The organism is Mesorhizobium tianshanense (genome assembly GCF_007830515.1).
Taxonomy (GTDB): Bacteria; Pseudomonadota; Alphaproteobacteria; order Rhizobiales; family Rhizobiaceae; genus Mesorhizobium; species Mesorhizobium tianshanense.
On sequence record NZ_VLKT01000001.1, the window covers coordinates 270,970 to 287,713 of the forward strand.

At 61.9% G+C, this 16,744-nt stretch carries 12 protein-coding genes; 11 read left to right on the forward strand and 1 reads right to left on the reverse strand.

The window, feature by feature from the left end; genetic code table 11:
• The first annotated feature begins 3 nt into the window (after window positions 1-3).
• On the forward strand, window positions 4-1,236 hold the full coding sequence (locus tag IQ26_RS01360; protein ID WP_145711558.1) for an HlyD family secretion protein: 1,233 nt from the start codon (window positions 4-6) through the stop codon (window positions 1,234-1,236).
• A gap of 239 nt (window positions 1,237-1,475) precedes the next feature.
• Here IQ26_RS01360 and IQ26_RS01365 read toward each other — a convergent pair whose 3' ends face one another.
• Window positions 1,476-2,630 (reverse strand): glycosyltransferase family 4 protein, encoded by a 1,155-nt coding sequence (locus IQ26_RS01365; protein ID WP_145711560.1) that lies wholly within the window; start codon window positions 2,628-2,630, stop codon window positions 1,476-1,478.
• 429 nt (window positions 2,631-3,059) lie between these two features.
• Here IQ26_RS01365 and IQ26_RS01370 point away from each other — a divergent pair, with 429 nt between their 5' ends.
• The 10 genes from IQ26_RS01370 (at window position 3,060) to IQ26_RS01415 (ending at window position 16,652) form a co-directional block, all read left to right on the forward strand.
• Window positions 3,060-5,207 (forward strand): alpha-1,4-glucan--maltose-1-phosphate maltosyltransferase, encoded by a 2,148-nt coding sequence (locus tag IQ26_RS01370; protein WP_240546954.1) that lies wholly within the window; start codon window positions 3,060-3,062, stop codon window positions 5,205-5,207.
• Between the two features lie 427 nt (window positions 5,208-5,634).
• Window positions 5,635-6,978 carry a DUF3300 domain-containing protein gene (locus tag IQ26_RS01375; protein WP_407660302.1) on the forward strand — a complete coding sequence of 448 codons (1,344 nt, stop codon included), beginning with the start codon at window positions 5,635-5,637 and terminating at the stop codon, window positions 6,976-6,978.
• Between the two features lie 29 nt (window positions 6,979-7,007).
• Window positions 7,008-7,985: a DUF2950 family protein gene (locus tag IQ26_RS01380; protein WP_145711648.1), complete on the forward strand. Its 978-nt coding sequence runs from the start codon at window positions 7,008-7,010 to the stop codon at window positions 7,983-7,985.
• A gap of 335 nt (window positions 7,986-8,320) precedes the next feature.
• The gene (locus tag IQ26_RS01385; RefSeq protein ID WP_162457832.1) at window positions 8,321-9,214 is read left to right on the forward strand and encodes a lipase family protein; all 894 of its coding nucleotides are present in this window, start codon (window positions 8,321-8,323) and stop codon (window positions 9,212-9,214) included.
• A 126-nt stretch (window positions 9,215-9,340) separates the two neighbouring features.
• Window positions 9,341-11,305, forward strand: a complete 1,965-nt coding sequence (locus IQ26_RS01390) for a DUF3604 domain-containing protein (RefSeq protein WP_145711564.1) — start codon at window positions 9,341-9,343, stop codon at window positions 11,303-11,305.
• An 81-nt stretch (window positions 11,306-11,386) separates the two neighbouring features.
• On the forward strand, window positions 11,387-12,139 hold the full coding sequence (locus IQ26_RS01395) for a DUF2092 domain-containing protein (protein ID WP_162457833.1): 753 nt from the start codon (window positions 11,387-11,389) through the stop codon (window positions 12,137-12,139).
• A complete protein-coding gene (locus IQ26_RS01400; protein ID WP_145711569.1) occupies window positions 12,136-12,459 on the forward strand; it encodes a hypothetical protein in 324 nt (107 codons plus the stop codon). Before IQ26_RS01395 ends, IQ26_RS01400 begins: the two co-directional genes overlap by 4 nt.
• Window positions 12,460-12,800: 341 nt before the next feature.
• Entirely contained in the window at window positions 12,801-13,655 is an 855-nt protein-coding gene (locus IQ26_RS01405) for a peptidyl-prolyl cis-trans isomerase (protein WP_240546956.1), read from the forward strand.
• On the forward strand, window positions 13,652-14,647 hold the full coding sequence (locus IQ26_RS01410) for a HupE/UreJ family protein (protein ID WP_145711571.1): 996 nt from the start codon (window positions 13,652-13,654) through the stop codon (window positions 14,645-14,647). The genes IQ26_RS01405 and IQ26_RS01410 overlap by 4 nt, the downstream gene beginning before the upstream one ends.
• Window positions 14,648-14,990: 343 nt before the next feature.
• Complete coding sequence (locus IQ26_RS01415; RefSeq protein ID WP_240546957.1) at window positions 14,991-16,652, forward strand: putative bifunctional diguanylate cyclase/phosphodiesterase; 1,662 nt, start codon at window positions 14,991-14,993, stop codon at window positions 16,650-16,652.
• Window positions 16,653-16,744 lie beyond the last annotated feature (92 nt).

The following is a 16,744-nucleotide window of genomic DNA, read 5'->3' on the forward strand; positions in this document are numbered from 1 at the left end:
GCGATGTTGGAATTGCTGCTGTGCTCCATGCTCACCATCTTCCCGGACTATCTTTTTCGCCGCTATGTCCAGGACAAGCGGATCGGCCGGGAGATCACCTTCTACTCGGTGTGGTTCGAGCTCCGTTGGGGCATCACCGCCTGCCTGATCCTCACCGTCTCCCTCATCACGCTCATCTTCTACTTCCATCCCGCTACGACAGCGGTCACGGCCATATTCCGGACCACCATCATCCTTCCCGAGACCAGCGGGCGCGTCGCCGAGGTTTTTGTGGGCTTGAACGACAAGGTCGAGGCCGGCCAGCCGCTGTTCCGCCTGGACAGCTCGCAGCAGGAAGCGGTCCACGAGTCGGCTCGCCGAACCATCGCCGAAGTCGATGCTGCTACCGAAGTGGCCCGGAGCGAACTGGCGGTGGCGGACGGGCAGATCCGGCAAGCCGAGAGCGCCCATCGTGACGCGCTGGCGGAGCTCGAGACCAAAACCGAACTCCGGCGCCGCAACCCGAATACCGTTTCCTTGCGGGAACTCGAGCGGCTGCGGGACGTCGCGGAAGGTCAGCAGGGTGCGGCTGAAGCCGCGCTGGCGAACAAGCAGGCGCTGCAGACCAAGATCGCTTCGCTGTTGCCGGCGCAGAAGGCGACCGCCGAGGCCGCACTTGTCCAGGCACAAGTCGAAATCGACAAAACACTCGTTCGGGCCGGCGTTTCCGGAACGGTTCAGCAGTTCACGCTCAGGCAGGGCGACGTGGTTAATCCGATGCTCCGGCCCGCCGGCATCCTGGTCCCCGCCGAGGCGGGTCGGCAGGCGCTCGTCGCCGGTTTCGGGCAGATCGAGGCTCAGGTGATCAGGACCGGGATGATTGCCGAGGTCACATGCATCGGCAAACCCTTCACCATTATCCCGATGGTGGTGACCCAGGTTCAGGACGCGATCGCGTCTGGTCAATTCCGGCCCACCGACCAACTGATCGACGTGACACAGACCGTCCGGCCCGGAACCATCACCGCATTCCTAGAGCCCCTCTACGCGGGCGGGCTCGAAGGCGTCCCGCCGGGCGGCAGTTGCATCGCCAACGCCTACACGAACAACCATGACGAACTCGCGTCGGACAAGCTGGGCACCCCGCGATGGCTGTTTCTGCACATTGTAGACACGGTCGGAATCGTGCACGCCGGGATCCTGCGGGCTCAGGCGCTGCTGCTTCCGGTGCAGACCCTGGTCTTGACGGGCCACTGACACGGAGCGACGCATGCAAGGAGTTCGGCTAGCTAGGTCATCGCGCGGCGGCCAACGTTGAGTTGACTACCCCTAACGAAGCCGAGACGCCGCAGGAGCCCGACAGGCGGACCATTCTCAAACAGTGCTTCGTTTGCGTGCAAAGCTTCGTTCATTTGCGTGCGTACATCTGCTCCAGATCCCGACAGCGCGGCTCATCAGCATCGATATTTCCAGTTGGCGCTACGGTTCCAGGGGAATTAGTTCATCGATCCCCGCCGAGAGTTTAAGCTGATCTGATTTCCGTTTGTCCATTCCTGGTCCGATCGACCTTCTCCCGCGATCGGAACAATCCGCGGGTCGCCTTCGGGTTTGTACACGCCTGCGGCAACCGAGGCGTAGATCGCCTCGTAGTCATCGACCATGCGGGACGCGCTGAAGCGCTCCTCGAACCTGCGCCTTACCTGACGCCGGTCGAGCGAATAGGCCCGTTGGATGGCGGCGACCGCATCGTCGATGGTGTCGACCACGAAGCCGGTGACACCGTCGTCCACGACTTCGGGCACCGCACCTTGCGACCAGGCGATCACCGGCACCCCAAATGCCATGGCTTCGATCATCGCAAGGCCGAAAGGCTCCGGCCAATCGATCGGAAAAAGCAGGGCATGCGCGCCGGCGAAAAGAGCGGCCTTACCGACATCGTCCACTTCCCCTAAGAATTCGACATGGGGGCTTTTCATTTGCTCGACGAGCTCTTCGCAGTAGGCGCGGTTGCTGTAATCCATCTTGGCGGCGATCTTTAGCCGCATGCCCGCCAACCTGGCGATCTCGATCGCGCGGTCGGGCCGCTTGTCGCGGTAAATCCGGCCCAGAAAAACAAGGTAGGGGTCTTGTGGGTGAGCCCGGTCGGTGGCGGGATAAAGATGCAGGGGCAGGCCGTGATAGACGTTGCCCACCCATCGCGCCTTGGGTAGCGGCTGGCGCTGGCGCATCGAGATCGAGCTTAGCGAGAAGTAAGGCCACCTGGCATATGTGCTAGGAAGATCGCTGTAGTCGAGCCGTCCGTGCGGCGTGGTTATTGTCTTTTCTGCGAATGTCTCGAAGAGCGGGAAATGCTGAAAATGGCTGAGATGGCAATGAATTACGTCGAACCGGTCCTGTTGCTGGCGCACTTCATCCAGCATTGCCAGATGGGCGGCGATGGAGGACCGTCGCGCGTTTGGGTCAAGGCGCAACGCCGTGGTGCCCTGCGGTACCAGATTGGCGGTGGTGACGGAGTTCCCGCTCGCGAACAGCGAGACCTCATGACCTCTTCTGACAAGCTCCTCGGTGAGGAACGATACGATCCGTTCCGTTCCCCCGTAGAGGCGCGGCGGGACCGATTCGTCTAGGGGCGCGACCTGAGCAATTCTCATTTCTTGCGGCTTTTCGGTGACGACCGGGAGGCTGCCGTGAGGTTACCGCGTGGAGGGCAGTGGGGGAATGTAAGTTACGTGGTTGGCTGGGTAAGGCAGCTATGTGGATCAAAAGATCGCCGGCTCTGTGCGTCCCGATCGATCACGTGATTGCCACTGACGTTTCTGGCGAAGCAGGAAGCAAAATCGAGGCCGTTCGCTCGTGTTCCCGGCTACACAAAAATGCGCTGGATCTGGTGAAGAACAGCCGAGAACAAGTTCGATGAGGATAGCTGCTTCGACGGACGTCGAGCTCTTGCTCGGTTTGCTGAAAAGGCAGGGTTCACATCGAGGACTGACTTCGAATTCTCCAATACAGTAAATTACCTTCCGCGCAGAGAGGCGATGTCTCAACGTCACCTGAGCGCGACAAGTCGGAAGGTGATGTTGATGAAAACTCCGATGCATTCGATCCCTGTCCCGTCGCGAGGAGGGAAGCACTTCGTGCTGGTCGATGAAAAGAAAGCCAGCGCTGCAAAACCACTTTTCCGGCGCCCCGCAAATCTTCGGCCACGCAAGCCGCAGGGGCAGCCACGAGAACTGGATGCGCTGTGCGACCTCGCGGCGAACCGGATTGCGATCGAGGGCGTAAGCCCAGAGATCGACGGCGGGCGCTTCCCGGCCAAATGTGTCGCCGGCGAGCAGGTTCTGATCGAGGCGGACATCTTCGGCAACGCTCACGACAGGATCGTTGCTTGCCTGCGTTACCGGCCCGCAGGGACCGAAAGCTGGACCGAGCAGCCGATGATCCTGTTGGAAAACGACCGCTGGAGTACCACGATCGTGCTCGGCGAAAACCGGCTTTACCAGTTCACCTTCTGCGCATGGCACGACCTTTATGCGACCTGGCGCGAGGAAGTAGCCAAGAAGCATACGGCGGGCCGGAACATCGCCCTCGAATTGGAGGAAGGACGCCGCCTGCTTCAATCTGCGGCGCGGTCCGACTGGGCAGGCCCAGATGATGTCGCAGAACTTGAGCAGGTGCTGGCGTCGTTGGAGATTCTGCGTGCCGACACGCAGCGTCTTGCTCTGCTTGGTTCCGATGCGGTGGCCGCCGTGATGAGCCGGGCCGGGGTCAGAACCAATCTCAGCTATTACCACAAGGTTCTCGAGATCTTCGCCGACCGCAAGACCGCGGCGTTCAGCGCTTGGTACGAGCTTTTCCCGCGTTCCCAATCAGGCGATCCCGCGCGCCACGGCACCTTTGACGACGTCATCGCCCGTCTGCCCTATGTGCGCGATCTCGGCTTCGACGTGCTTTACTTCCCACCCATTCACCCCATCGGCGAGACCAATCGCAAGGGCCGCAACAACAGCCTCAAGGCCGAACTGGGCGACGTCGGCAGCCCCTATGCCATCGGCTCAGAGCATGGAGGGCATGATGCCATCCACCCGGAGCTGGGGAGTTTCGAGGATTTCCATCGCTTGATGGCTGCTGCGCGGCGGCACGGGCTGGAGGTCGCGATCGACTTTGCGATTCAGTGTTCTCCAGACCACCCCTGGATTAAGGCGCATCCGGAATGGTTCGACTGGCGACCGGACGGCTCCCTCGAATTCGCCGAGAGCCCGCCCAAGAAGTACGAGGACATCGTCAATGTGAACTTCCATAGTGACGCCTTCCCAGGTCTCTGGCACGCTTTGCGCGACATCGTGCTGTTTTGGATTGGCCACGGGGTAAAGATCTTCAGGGTCGACAACCCGCACACCAAGCCGTTCGCCTTCTGGGAGTGGATGATCGGGGAAGTCCGCTCCAGGCATCCCGAAATTATCTTCCTCGCCGAAGGCTTCACGCGTCCCAAGATCACAAAGCGCCTCGCCAAAGTCGGGTTCAACCAGAGTTACTCCTATTTCACTTGGCGAAACCTCAAACGGGAATTGGAGGAATACCTTACCGAACTCACTCAGGAAGAATGCCGCCACTATATGCGGCCGAACTTCTTCACCAATACGCCCGACATCAACCCAATCTATCTCCAGCATAGCGGCAGGCCGGGATTCCAGGCCAGGCTGATCTTGGCCGGCACGCTCGGCGGCAATTACGGCATCTATAACGGCTTCGAGATCTGCGAGGCTGAGGCCGTGCCCGGCAAGGAGGAGTACCTCAACTCCGAGAAGTACCAAATCCGCGCCTGGAACATGGACGAGCCCGGCAACTTGCAGTGGGACATTGGGTTCGTCAACCGCCTCCGCCGAAACCACAAGTCGCTGCAGGACTTCACCAGTCTCGCCTTCTACAATGCCTGGAACGATAACATCATCTACTACGGCAAGCGCACGGCCGACCTGTCCGACTTTCTGCTGTTCCATGTCTGCCTCGATCCGCACTCGGCTCAGGGCGCGGATTTCGAGGTGCCGCTTTGGGAGTTAGGTCTCACCGACGACGCCCCGGTCGAAGTGGAGGACATGGTCACCGGCCGGCACTTCACCTGGCACGGCAAAATTCAGCACATCCATCTCGATCCGTTCTACAAGCCCTATGCGGTGTGGCGACTTATCTCGCCGGGAGCACACGCAGGGCAGTCTCGACCAGACGCTTGAGGCGGCTTCGAACAAGCCTTCTCGAAGCTTCGCATATTCTGCGGCTTTGGTCGCGATATCGGCGCGGTATGTCGAGCATTGGATCCAGAGTAGTCACCGGCAAAGTGCAGTTTTCCACTCACCGCCAATTGTGCGGCCGCCCTCGCATTTGGCTGCGCGCGTTCGACGTAAATTACATAGAGTCGCTGGTACGGCAGGGCCTATTGGCGCATCTTTTCGCCTGCGGACAGGCGTCCCCAACAAGGACGCTGCTGGCGCCGGCCCTCAGGGCCTTTCTGCCGGCCAGGAGGAGGGGGTGAGATGAAGACCTTTCTTGCCGCTGGAGCTGTCGTGGCTTTCTTGTTTCCGGGACTGCCTTTCGCAGACGCATAGACGGGCCGGCACAAAGACCTGCCGGGACGACGACAAGCAGGAGGATCGAAGCATGATGGGCAATGACATGTTGAAGGTGGGCGCTGCGGCGCTGGCGCTGCTGCTTGCCGGGCTTGGTTCGGCGCACCCTGTCCTTGCACAAGAACAGGTCGCGGCGGCTGACGCTTCGGGCGCTGCGACGACTTCGCCGGAGCCGCTGAGCGCCGACGAAATGGAGGTCCTGGTTGCGCGGATTGCGCTCTATCCGGACGAGCTGATCGCGGTGATCACGGCGGCAGCGCTTTATCCGCTGCAGATCGTCGAGGCAGCGCGCTTCCTCGACCGGTACGAGAAGGACAAGAGCTTGAAGCCGAAGGAGAGCTGGGACGGCTCGGTGGTGTCTCTGCTCAACTATCCGGACATCGTCAAGATGATGAGCGACGACCTCGAATGGACGCAGGCGCTCGGCGACGCCATCGCCTACCAGCAGAAGGACGTGCTGGTCGCCATCCAGCAGCTGCGCGACGAAGCGGTCGCCAAGGGCGTCATCAAGACCGACGACAAGATACAGGTGGTCAAGGAGAACGACAACGTCGTCATCAAGTCTGCCAGCCCGGAGGTGATCTATGTCCCGCAATATCCGCCTCAGATGCTCTATGAGCCCGGCTATGTGTGGGAGCCGATCCGTTACTATCCCGACCCCTATCCCTATTACTGGTATCCCGGGGCGACCTTCTTCGCTGGGGCGGTGACGGGCGCCATCTGGGCCGCCGCCGTCGACTGGGATGACTGGGGCGTATGGGGCGGCCGCTGGAACGGCGGCGACATCGACATCGATTGCAACAACTGCTTCAACAACCGCGACTTCAACGGCAAGGTCAACTTCAATGACGTGGACTGGAAGAACGTCGACCGCGACAAGATCAACATCGACCGTAACCAGTTCAACAAGTTCGACCAGAACAACATCAAGAACCGGATCGAAAAGAACGGCGACAACGCCATCCGCGACCGCGCCAAGGACATCAAGAAGCGCGACCAGGTCGGCAACAGGGGGCCGGGCAAGACGGCTGGAACCAGGGACATTCGCAAGAGCACGCTGGACGGGCTGAAGGGACAGGGAGGTCAGGCAACAAACAGGCCGGCCAACAAGGCGAACGTCAATCGCCCTGCGGCGAAGCCCACCGCCAACCGTCATGCGGCCAAGCCTGCCAACGTTAACCGCAAGGCCGGCAAGCCGAAGCCGGCGACGAGGGTCGACAATCGCCCGAAGAAGCCGTCCGGGCTCGGCAACGTCAACCGCGGCAAGGCTACCAAGGTCAGCTCCAACCGGGGCCACAAGTCGATGGGCGGTGGCAGTCGCGGAGGCGGTGCCCACAAGCAGATCAGGCGACCCAGCGGCGGCGGGCGGCGGCGTTGAGGCAACGGGAGGACAGGATCATGACCAGGATGTTCAGCACCACCCGTTTCACGGGCCTTCATCACAGCGTCTGCGCGGTCGCCATTGCTCTTGGCCTCGCTCTGTCGCTGTCGTCAGTCGCCTCCGCGCAGGATGCGGCGGCCCTGGATGTAGCCAGACCGGAGATCGAATCGTTTGCGGCTGCCGACGAGCCGCCGTCCTTCGATACGCCGGAGGCGGCGCTCGACGCCTTCAAACAGGCGCTTCAGGCTGAGGGCTCGGACGCGGTCGCAGCACTGCTCGGCCTCGACGCCGCAAAACTCAAGGCCGACGAGAACACCGACGACACGCTTGCGGCGGCCAAGGAAGGGGCCGCAAAGCAGCTCGTGCTCGACGGCGAGGGCGACCGCCGCACGGTGCAGATCGGCGAGAAGCTGTGGCCACTGCCGTTCCCGATCGTCAAGGGCGAGGATGGTAAATGGGCGTTCGACACCTATGGCGGGCTTGAGGAGATCGTGAACCGCCGCGTCGGCGAGAACGAGTTGCAGGCGATCGAGACGATGCGCGCCTATGTCGACGCACAGGAGGACTATGCATCCGAGGACCGTGACGAGGACGGCGTCGAGGAGTTCGCGCAAAAACTCGTCAGTACGGAAGGCCTGACCGACGGGATCTACTGGCCGGCGGACGGCATAAACGGGGAAAGCCCCGCCGGTGACCTCGACCAGTCCCAGCTCGACGACGCGGCCAAGGGCGAAGGCTATTTCGGTTACAAGTACAAGATCCTGACCGGACAGGGTGACAGGATCGCCGGCGGCGCCTACGACTACGTCATCAACGGCAACATGATCGCCGGCTTCGGCCTCATCGCCTGGCCAGCCAAATATGGCGAGACGGGCGTAAAGACCTTCGCCGTCAATCAGCACGGCGTCGTCTACGAGACCGATCTCGGGCCGACCACGACAGAGATCGTCAAATACATCGATCGCTTCAATCCAGACGAAACTTGGGAGGTCGTCGCCGATTGAACGGAAAACTGCGTCAGTTCCCAGCGTCCCAAAACAAATGTTGAAAATTGCCGTAACCGCCGAGCTACACCACCTGACGGGACACGACCTGCCAGCCGGATCACCACGGCAGCACAGGCCGCTCCAAACGCTATCCAGCCGCAGAACCAGAGCGGGGGGTGGTTCTGGGAGCGGTTATCCGATTTTAGACTGGTCGCGGACGCCGCTCAGATCCAGCAGAGCAGAGTGAGAAGGGGATGATGTTGCGGGCTTATCGAGCGTCCTTCAATCGGGAGACCCGCAACCTCGCATCTGCTTGTCGATGGAATAGTCGGTCTCAAATGAAGATAGCTAACTTGCCCGCCCTTTTCTCTCGCAGATCGCTGGCAAATCTGGCCGCGGCTTGCCTGCTTATATTCGTAGCCGGCTGCGCGGGCGGAATACCGAAAGACCTGCAGCAGTCGCTCGGGATCGTCACCCCGGAAGCGGTCGATTTCCGCGAACTGGAGTACTATGCATTGCGGTCCAAGGCCTCTTATGCTTCGGAAGAAGAGATCAGGCGGCAGTTTCCCAACACCACTGTCGTGAAGACCGTGGAGCCGATCAACGTCCAGTACTTCGTCGAAACGGACCCAGCGGCGAAAACCCAGACAATCTCCGTTCGCGGGACGGCCAACAAACTGAACATCCGGCAGGATGTGGAAGTGGCCCTGGTGAAGGACAGTTTCCTCGGCTTCCTGCTGCATGAAGGGTTTCGGGACGACGCGGTGAAGGTCCTCGACGACATGAGGCCGCACCTCAAGAAGGACCACACGATACGCGTGACTGGCCACTCGCTGGGCGGAGCGATTGCGCTGATCCTGACCAACTACATCTATCGGGAAGGCTACAAGGTGGAACGACTGGTCACCTTCGGCCAGCCGAAGGTCACGGATGACAAGACCAATCACCGGTACAAAGTTGCGAACCCCGACTACAAGAAGATCACCCGTGTGGTGCGCGAACACGATCCGGTCCCCCTGGTGCCGCCGCGCCCCAAATACGGTCACGTCGGTCCCGAACTGATCCTGAAAGAGGGGCAGGGCTACGTCTTCCTGGATGCCTACGACGCCGACCGTCTGTCGATCGGCGATTTCTGGCGCAACTTCGGGGACGCGCACCTCAAGGACCACAGCATGGATCTCTACCTGGCCAACATCCAGGGGAAGATCCAAGGCGGCGCCCAGCAGGTGGCGTACATGGCGAATTGAGCGCCCGGCAAGGTTCGCCCGGCGCGACGCGAGATGACGGTCGGGGAGCCGACAGCCGTTGGTCCAGATCAAGGAGCAACGCGTGCTTGTGAATGAATGTCAATGTGGCCGGAAAGGGAGGAGAACATGAGGAAGACACGCGCAGCTTCGATTTTGGCGGGGCTCGCCGCCTTGGGGATTGCCGGGCTTGGACTGGCGCGGCCAGCCGCCGCCCAGGAGACCACCGATGTCGGCACCCTCGACGCGGCGAAGGCCGGAAGGGTGTTTGCCGCCAAACCTCCCTACTCGCCCTATGCGGGGCGCAACTTTCCGACCCGCCCTCTGTTCGGCGACACGCATCTGCACACCGGAGCTTCCTTCGATGCTGGCGCATTCGGCGCCCGGTTGACGCCGCGAGACGCCTACCGCTTCGCGCGCGGCGAGGAGATCACGGCGTCGAGCGGCCAGCCTGCCAAACTGTCGCGGCCGCTCGACTTCCTGGTGGTGGCCGACCACTCCGACAATATGGGTATGTTCCCCGACCTGTTTGCGGGAAAGCCGGACGTTATCGCCGATCCGCAGGCCAAGACGTGGTACGAGGAGATCAAGGCGGGACAGGGCGGCAAGGCGGCGCTGGAGATCATCTTCGCCTTCGGCAAGGGCACGCTGCCCAAGGCGATGATCTATGGCCCGGACACGCGCCCCTACAAGAACGCATGGCAGGACACGGTTAAGGCGGCCGAGGAATATAACGATCCCGGCCGCTTCACCGCCTTCATCGGCTACGAATGGACATCGAACACGGCCGGCAACAATTTGCACCGCAACGTCATCTTCCGCGACAGTGCCGACAAGGCCAACCAGGTCGTGCCCTACACGACGCTGAAGCCGTTGGGCAGCGACAATCCCCGCGATCTATGGAAGTGGATGCAGGCCTATGAGGACAAGACCGGCGGCAACGTGCTGGCGATTGCGCACAACGGCAATCTGTCCAACGGCCGCATGTTCCCGCTGATCGAATCCTTCACCGGCAAGCCGGTCGACAAGGAATATGTCGAGCAGCGTGCCCGGTGGGAACGCCTCTACGAGACAACCCAGACGAAGGGCGACGGCGAGGCGCACCCGGTTCTGTCGCCCAATGACGAGTTCGCGGATTTCGAGACCTGGGATTTCGGCAATCTCGACGCCAGCGTGCCGAAGACGCCCGACATGCTGGAGTTCGAATATACCCGCTCGGCGCTGAAGAACGGTCTCAAGCTCGAAGCCGATCTCGGCACCAACCCCTACAAGTTCGGGCTAGTAGGCAGCTCCGACGCGCATACCGGCCTCGCGGCCATGGAGGAGGAGAACTTCTTCGGCAAGACGACGCCACAGGAGCCGAGCCCCGAGCGCCTGACGGCAACGTTCGTCAAGGATGCCAAGACCGGCATCACGGTGATGGACTGGGAGGTCGGCGCGTCCGGCTACGCCGCGGTCTGGGCGGAGGAGAACACCCGCGAATCGATCTGGGACGCGATGCAGCGCAAGGAGACCTACGCTACCACCGGGCCGCGCATGGCGGTACGCCTCTTCGGCGGCTGGGACTTCGAGCCGGCCGATGCGCAGAACCGCAATCCTGGCGCGATCGGCTACGGCAAGGGTGTGCCGATGGGCGGTGACTTGACCAGCGCGCCGGAAGGCAAGGCACCGACCTTCCTGGTCGCGGCGCTGAAGGATCCAATCGGCGCCAATCTCGACCGCTACCAGATCGTCAAAGGCTGGCTCGACGACAAGGGCGAAACGCATGAACAGGTCTACGACGTGGTGTGGGGCGGCGACCGCAAGCCGGGCGCCGACGGCAAAGTGCCGTCGGTCGGCAGCACCGTCGACGTCGAGAACGCGACCTGGACCAACACCATCGGGGCGCCGGAATTGATCGCGGTCTGGAAGGACCCAAGCTTCGATCCGAAACAAAAGGCATTCTACTACGGGCGCGTCATCGAGATCCCGACGCCGCGCTGGACCGCCTACGACGCCAAGCGGTTCGGCACGCAGCCGCTGGACGGCACTCGCATGACCGTCACCGAGCGCGCCTATACCTCGCCGATCTGGTACACGCCCGAAGAGTCTTGACGCCAACACACGAGAACAAGGAATGGTGACATGATGCACCCATCAAGAAGTCTGAACGAGAGAGCTCGGACCGTCATTGCGATGCTCGCACTCTGCGGCCTGGCGGGCGTGACGAATGCTCAGCCCGCTGCGGCCGATGACGCTCAGTCGAAGCAAATGTTCAAGGCCATGACCGACTATCTTGCCGGCCAGCAGGCCTTCTCGTTCAACTATGACGCGACGCTCGACATCGTCACGGCCGACATGATGAAGGTCGGCCTTGCGAGTTCTGGCTCGCTCACGCTGCAACGCCCCGACAAGGCGCGCATGACCCGGACTGGCGTGGTCGATGTCGAACTGACCTATGACGGAAAGACAGTGTCGGCGATCGGGAAGAACCTCAATGTCTATACGAAGATCCCCCTGGAGGGTTCGGTCGAGGATATGATCGATACGCTCCGCTCCGCTTATGGCGTCGAAGCGCCGGCCGCCGACCTTCTGTCGGCCAACGCCTTCGAGATCATGATGGAGAACGTCTCGACGGGCAAGGATCTCGGAAGCGGCGTGATTGGCGGCGAGGTCTGCAACCACCTGGCCTTCCGCACCAGGGACACCGATTGGGAGATCTGGATCGCCGATGGCGATGTGCCCCGTCCCTGCCGTATCACCATCACCAGCAGGATGATGGCCATGGCGCCGTCCTATACGGTGCAGATTTCCAACTGGAAGGCCGGCAAGGACGTGACCGCTGACGATTTCCAGCTGAAGACCGGCGATGCCAAGGAAGTGAAGATCGAGGAGATGCCCGGGCTGGACGATCTCGCCGGCCTGGTTGAAGAAGGAGATGCACAATGAAGTCGTCCACCAAGGCAGTAATCGCATCGCTCGCGCTGTTGTTCGGCGCCTCGGACCTCCACATCGCCGATTGGCGGGTGGGCATGGGCTTCTTTAGCCTGGTCTCCGATGCCGAAGCGCGCGTCGGGCGTCCCGCAACGCCCGGCAGCGTTGCCGGCGTCGCCCGCAGGACCACGCGCCGCGTTATCCGCCGCGGCGCCTATATCGGCGCTATTCCCGCCGGCTGCCCGTATGGCAGCTACTACGGCTACAATCTCTATTACTGCGGTGGCAGCTATTACCAAAAGTCGGGCGGCGGATATGTCGTCGTCTATTTCTAGGCGACGATACTGGGAAGCATTGCGAAGGCGCCGCTGCGTGTTGTGGGCCGCAACCAGGCAATCGTGACCGGTGACGGGCAAACTCGCCGGAGCTAATGGTGATCGGGCCAACCCCGGAGGAATGATCGATGGACCCGGCCAGATATTTCGAAAGATGGTTCCAGAGCTGTTGCGAGTCCGAGCGCCTACGAAGCCTTCAACGAAGGCATCCCTTCGAGAGGACCAAGAGGGAGGACGAAGACGATCTGGCCAATGACTAGCGGCGGTTCGGCGAGCCTTCGCCGATGAGCCATGATGTCCGAGACCTGCCCATCGCGACCCGTCCCTGGACGCACCGACTGATGCTGAAATCGCTGCTGAAGGAACCGCTCCTCCACTTCCTCTTGATCGCGCTCGCGATCTTCGCGGTGCACGGGCTGTTGGGCAATGACGCGGAGGAGAAGACGGACAGCATCGTTGTCACGGCGCCGAAGATCGAGCAGATGGCCAGCCTGTTCGCCAAGACCTGGCAGCGCCCGCCGACCGCCGACGAACTCAAGGGGCTGATCGACGATCACGTGAAGGAGGAAATCTTCGTCCGCCAGGCGCTCGAACTCGGGCTCGACAAGGACGACACGGTCGTCAGACGGCGTCTTCGCCAGAAGATGGAGTTCCTGAATGACGCCGACGCTGAGGCGCTGGAAGCGACAGAGGCGGAGCTGCAAGCCTATCTGGCCGCCAATCCGGACGCGTTCAGGGTCGACAGCATGCTGGCCTTCCAGCAGGTGTTCCTCAACCCGCAGCGGCGCGGCGACGCGATCGATCAGAACGCCGCATCTGTACTGGAGGCGCTGCTGGCCGACCCAGCCGCGGACCCTTCTCCGCTCGGCGACCCGACCCTGCTGCCGCCCGGGCTGCCGCTTTCCGGCGCCGCATCGATCGGCCAGACCTTCGGCTTCGATTTCGCCGAAGCGCTCGGCAAGGCGCCCGTGGGCCATTGGACGGGTCCCGTCACCTCCACCTTCGGGCTGCACCTGGTGCGCGTGACGGAGCACGTGCAAGGCCGGACGCCGGCGCTCGACGAGGTGCGCGAGGCGGTGGCACGGGAGTGGACGAACGCCAGGCGCAAGGAGCTCGAAGACGAGCATCTAGCTGAACTGCTCAAGGGCTATAAGGTCACCATCGAGAGCCCGGACGGCACGGAAGCCAGCCAGTGACGCGACTTGGCGCGATGCTCGCAATCGTGGTTGCGGCGCTTCTCGCCGCACCCGCGATGGCGCATGAGGTCCGGCCGGCCTATCTCGACATGCGCGAAACGGAGAGCGACGCGTTCGCCGTCGTCTGGAAGGTCCCCGCTCTGGGCGATATGCGACTCGGGCTCCATGCCCGCCTGCCCGGCTCCTGCGTGGAGAAGACGGAGCCGGTGGGTTCGATCGAGGCTGGAGCCTATCTGGAGCGATGGTCCGTCGCCTGCGCCGGCGGTCTGAAAGGCCGCGAGATAGGCGTCGACGGGCTTAGATCGACGATGACCGACGCGCTGGTCCGCATCCAGTACGCGACGGGCGACACGGAGGTCGCCCTCCTGCTGCCGGAGGAGCCGGCCTTCGTCGCGGCAGGAACGCAGACCGGCCTCGAAGTGGCGCGGACCTATTTCCTGCTCGGTGTGGACCATATCCTGTCGGGCCTCGACCACCTGCTGTTCGTGTTGGCGCTGATGCTGCTCATCCGCGACCGCTGGATGCTGGTGAAGACGATCACGGCCTTCACGGTGGCGCACAGTATCACGCTGGCCGGTGCATCGCTCGGCTATTTCAGCCTGCCGCAGGCGCCGGTCGAGGCGACGATCGCGCTCAGCATCGCCTTCGTGGCGAGCGAACTGGTCAAGATGAAGCCGGGCGAGCGGCGGCTTTCGGAGAGTTATCCATGGGTTGTCGCCTTCGCGTTCGGGCTGTTGCACGGCTTCGGCTTCGCCGGCGCGCTGAAGGAAATCGGCCTGCCGCAAGCCGACGTGCCGCTCAGCCTGCTGACGTTCAACCTCGGCGTCGAGGCGGGCCAGTTGATCTTCGTTGCCGGGGCGCTGGTGCTGCTCGCGGCGGCGGGCGCGCTGGTCAGGGTGCCGCCCGCCCCGGCCCGCCTGGCCGGCGCCTACGCGATCGGCACGGCGGCGATGCTGTGGCTGGTGCCGAGGATCGCCGGCTTGGCGGCGTGACCGAGGCCGATCGGCTACGTGATCAACGGGTCGGGATGTGGACAGAACACAGCCGTGGCCGGATGGCCCAGATCGCCGCAGGTTTCGGCCACTGCGGTCATTCGAGAACTAGAGGCGGATGGCCGCTACTGGGGCTAAGCGATTAAATAGAAGTTCCTTACAGATCCTCGGGCATACCTGAAGGTTTGCAACCGCCTTTATGGTTTGCTACCTTCACCTTAAGGGTGAGGAGATCCGGATTTTGTACCGCCTATGGAACTGGCTCCTACGTCGGAAAGCATCGGGTGGCGGAGAGAAGAGGGGGGAGCCGGGTCATCTTTCCTCTGTCAGCGAAGCGCGTCTCGTGGACTTTTTGGCGAACACGACTGACATTGTGTCGTTCTATGATCAGGACTTCCGCCTGACGCACTACGCAACCAAGCTCAAAAGCATCCACGGTCGCGCGGTAGTCCCAGGCGCCACTTTATGGGAGATCTATCCAAGCGTCGACAATAAGCTCATCGACGAATTTGATCGCGTGCTCCGCGGCGGCTCTCCGATAAATGTCGATCTCCAACGATCGCCGGGCGAAGCGCCTCGGTCTGCTTTCGTCTTCGGCGCTGCGAATGGGATAGGAATCGTCGAATCCAGAGAAACGGAGCACGGCGGACGAACCTTGGCGGAAGAGCAGGAGCATCAGATGCTCCTCCATCAGGCGACGCACGACGTGTTGACCGGACTGCCGAATCGGCGGGGGTTCAGCGAGCGGCTGCAACAAGCTCTGTCGGTGGTCGATGGATCAAAGGAAACGACCGCCCTGCTGCAAATCGACCTTGATGATTTCAAAGCGGTTAATGACACACTTGGCCATGGAACGGGCGATACACTGCTTCAACTCGCAGCAGGCCGGATCCGGGACACGCTGCAGGACGGCGAATCCGCATATCGGTTAGCCGGAGACGAGTTCGCCGTCATTCGATCAGGAATGGGACAGCCGGCCGAAGCTGAACGCCTCGCCGGATCGTTGATCGACGCGTTCAAGGCGCCGTTCGTGATCAGCGACATTCCCGTCTTCGTCGGCGCGAGCATCGGAATTGCATTCGGACCGGAGCACGCGACGGAGGGTGAGCAATTGATGAAGGCCGCGGACATTGCTCTCTACGCAGCCAAGAGGGATGGACGCGGCTGCGTGCGAATTTTCAATCGCTCGATGCTGCTCCTCCTCGAACAGCGTGAGAACCTGAGGCGTAGCCTTCGAATGGCGCTGGAGCGGAATGAGCTTTATCTTGAATATCAACCGCTCATTCGGCCCCCTTCTTCGCTCGTGGGCTTCGAAGCGCTGCTGCGATGGCGTCATTCGGAAGTCGGGACCATCCCTCCGAGCGTGTTCATACCGATCGCCGAAGCCGACGGCCTGATGGACGAGATTGGGCGATGGGTGCTCGAGGAAGCCTGCCGCCAGGCAACGACATGGCCTTCTTCACTGACGGTCGCGGTGAACCTGTCGCCGGCGCAGTTCCTCAGCGGTTCGCTCACGGATACGGTTGCCCAGATCATCGACGCAGTCGGACTGCGAGCCGACCGGCTTGAGCTCGAGATAACCGAAAACGTCCTTCTCGAGCAGACGATCGACAACATTGACACACTGAACACTCTGAATGTCCTGGGGATACGAATCTCGCTCGACGATTTCGGAACCTACTACTCCTCGTTGAGTTACCTCAAGAACTTCCCCTTCGATACCTTGAAAATAGATCAGTATTTCATAGGCGACCTTGAAACCAATCGAAAAAGTCAGACGATCGTGCGATCGATCATAGGCTTGGCGCACGGCTTGGGAATAAGCGTCACAGCGGAGGGCGTTGAAACGCCAGGACAGGCACAGTGGCTGATCAAGGAAGACTGCGATTGCCTTCAGGGCAATGTTCTGGGACGGCCGCTTGGAGCCGAGCCGACGCGCGATTTCATCAGGCGGTCGCCACTGACGGCGGTACGAGTAAGGGAGGAACGAAATCGGGCGGTCTAGCGTCTGGCGCCTGTGTTGCAGCGTAGGCGGGAGGCTGAGGAAGGACGCGGCGAGGCAGAGCAAGCCGGATCATCAGAGATGGGTCAACTGCC

Coding starts and splice junctions, on each gene's coding strand:
- IQ26_RS01375 (WP_407660302.1), top strand. CDS start 5,635: ATGGGCAATGACATGTTGAAGGTGGGCGCTGCGGCGCTGGCGCTGCTG.
- IQ26_RS01380 (WP_145711648.1), top strand. CDS start 7,008: ATGTTCAGCACCACCCGTTTCACGGGCCTTCATCACAGCGTCTGCGCG.
- IQ26_RS01360 (WP_145711558.1), top strand. CDS start 4: ATGTTGGAATTGCTGCTGTGCTCCATGCTCACCATCTTCCCGGACTAT.
- IQ26_RS01365 (WP_145711560.1), bottom strand. CDS start 2,630: ATGAGAATTGCTCAGGTCGCGCCCCTAGACGAATCGGTCCCGCCGCGC.
- IQ26_RS01395 (WP_162457833.1), top strand. CDS start 11,387: ATGCTCGCACTCTGCGGCCTGGCGGGCGTGACGAATGCTCAGCCCGCT.
- IQ26_RS01370 (WP_240546954.1), top strand. CDS start 3,060: ATGAAAACTCCGATGCATTCGATCCCTGTCCCGTCGCGAGGAGGGAAG.
- IQ26_RS01405 (WP_240546956.1), top strand. CDS start 12,801: ATGCTGAAATCGCTGCTGAAGGAACCGCTCCTCCACTTCCTCTTGATC.
- IQ26_RS01390 (WP_145711564.1), top strand. CDS start 9,341: ATGAGGAAGACACGCGCAGCTTCGATTTTGGCGGGGCTCGCCGCCTTG.
- IQ26_RS01400 (WP_145711569.1), top strand. CDS start 12,136: ATGAAGTCGTCCACCAAGGCAGTAATCGCATCGCTCGCGCTGTTGTTC.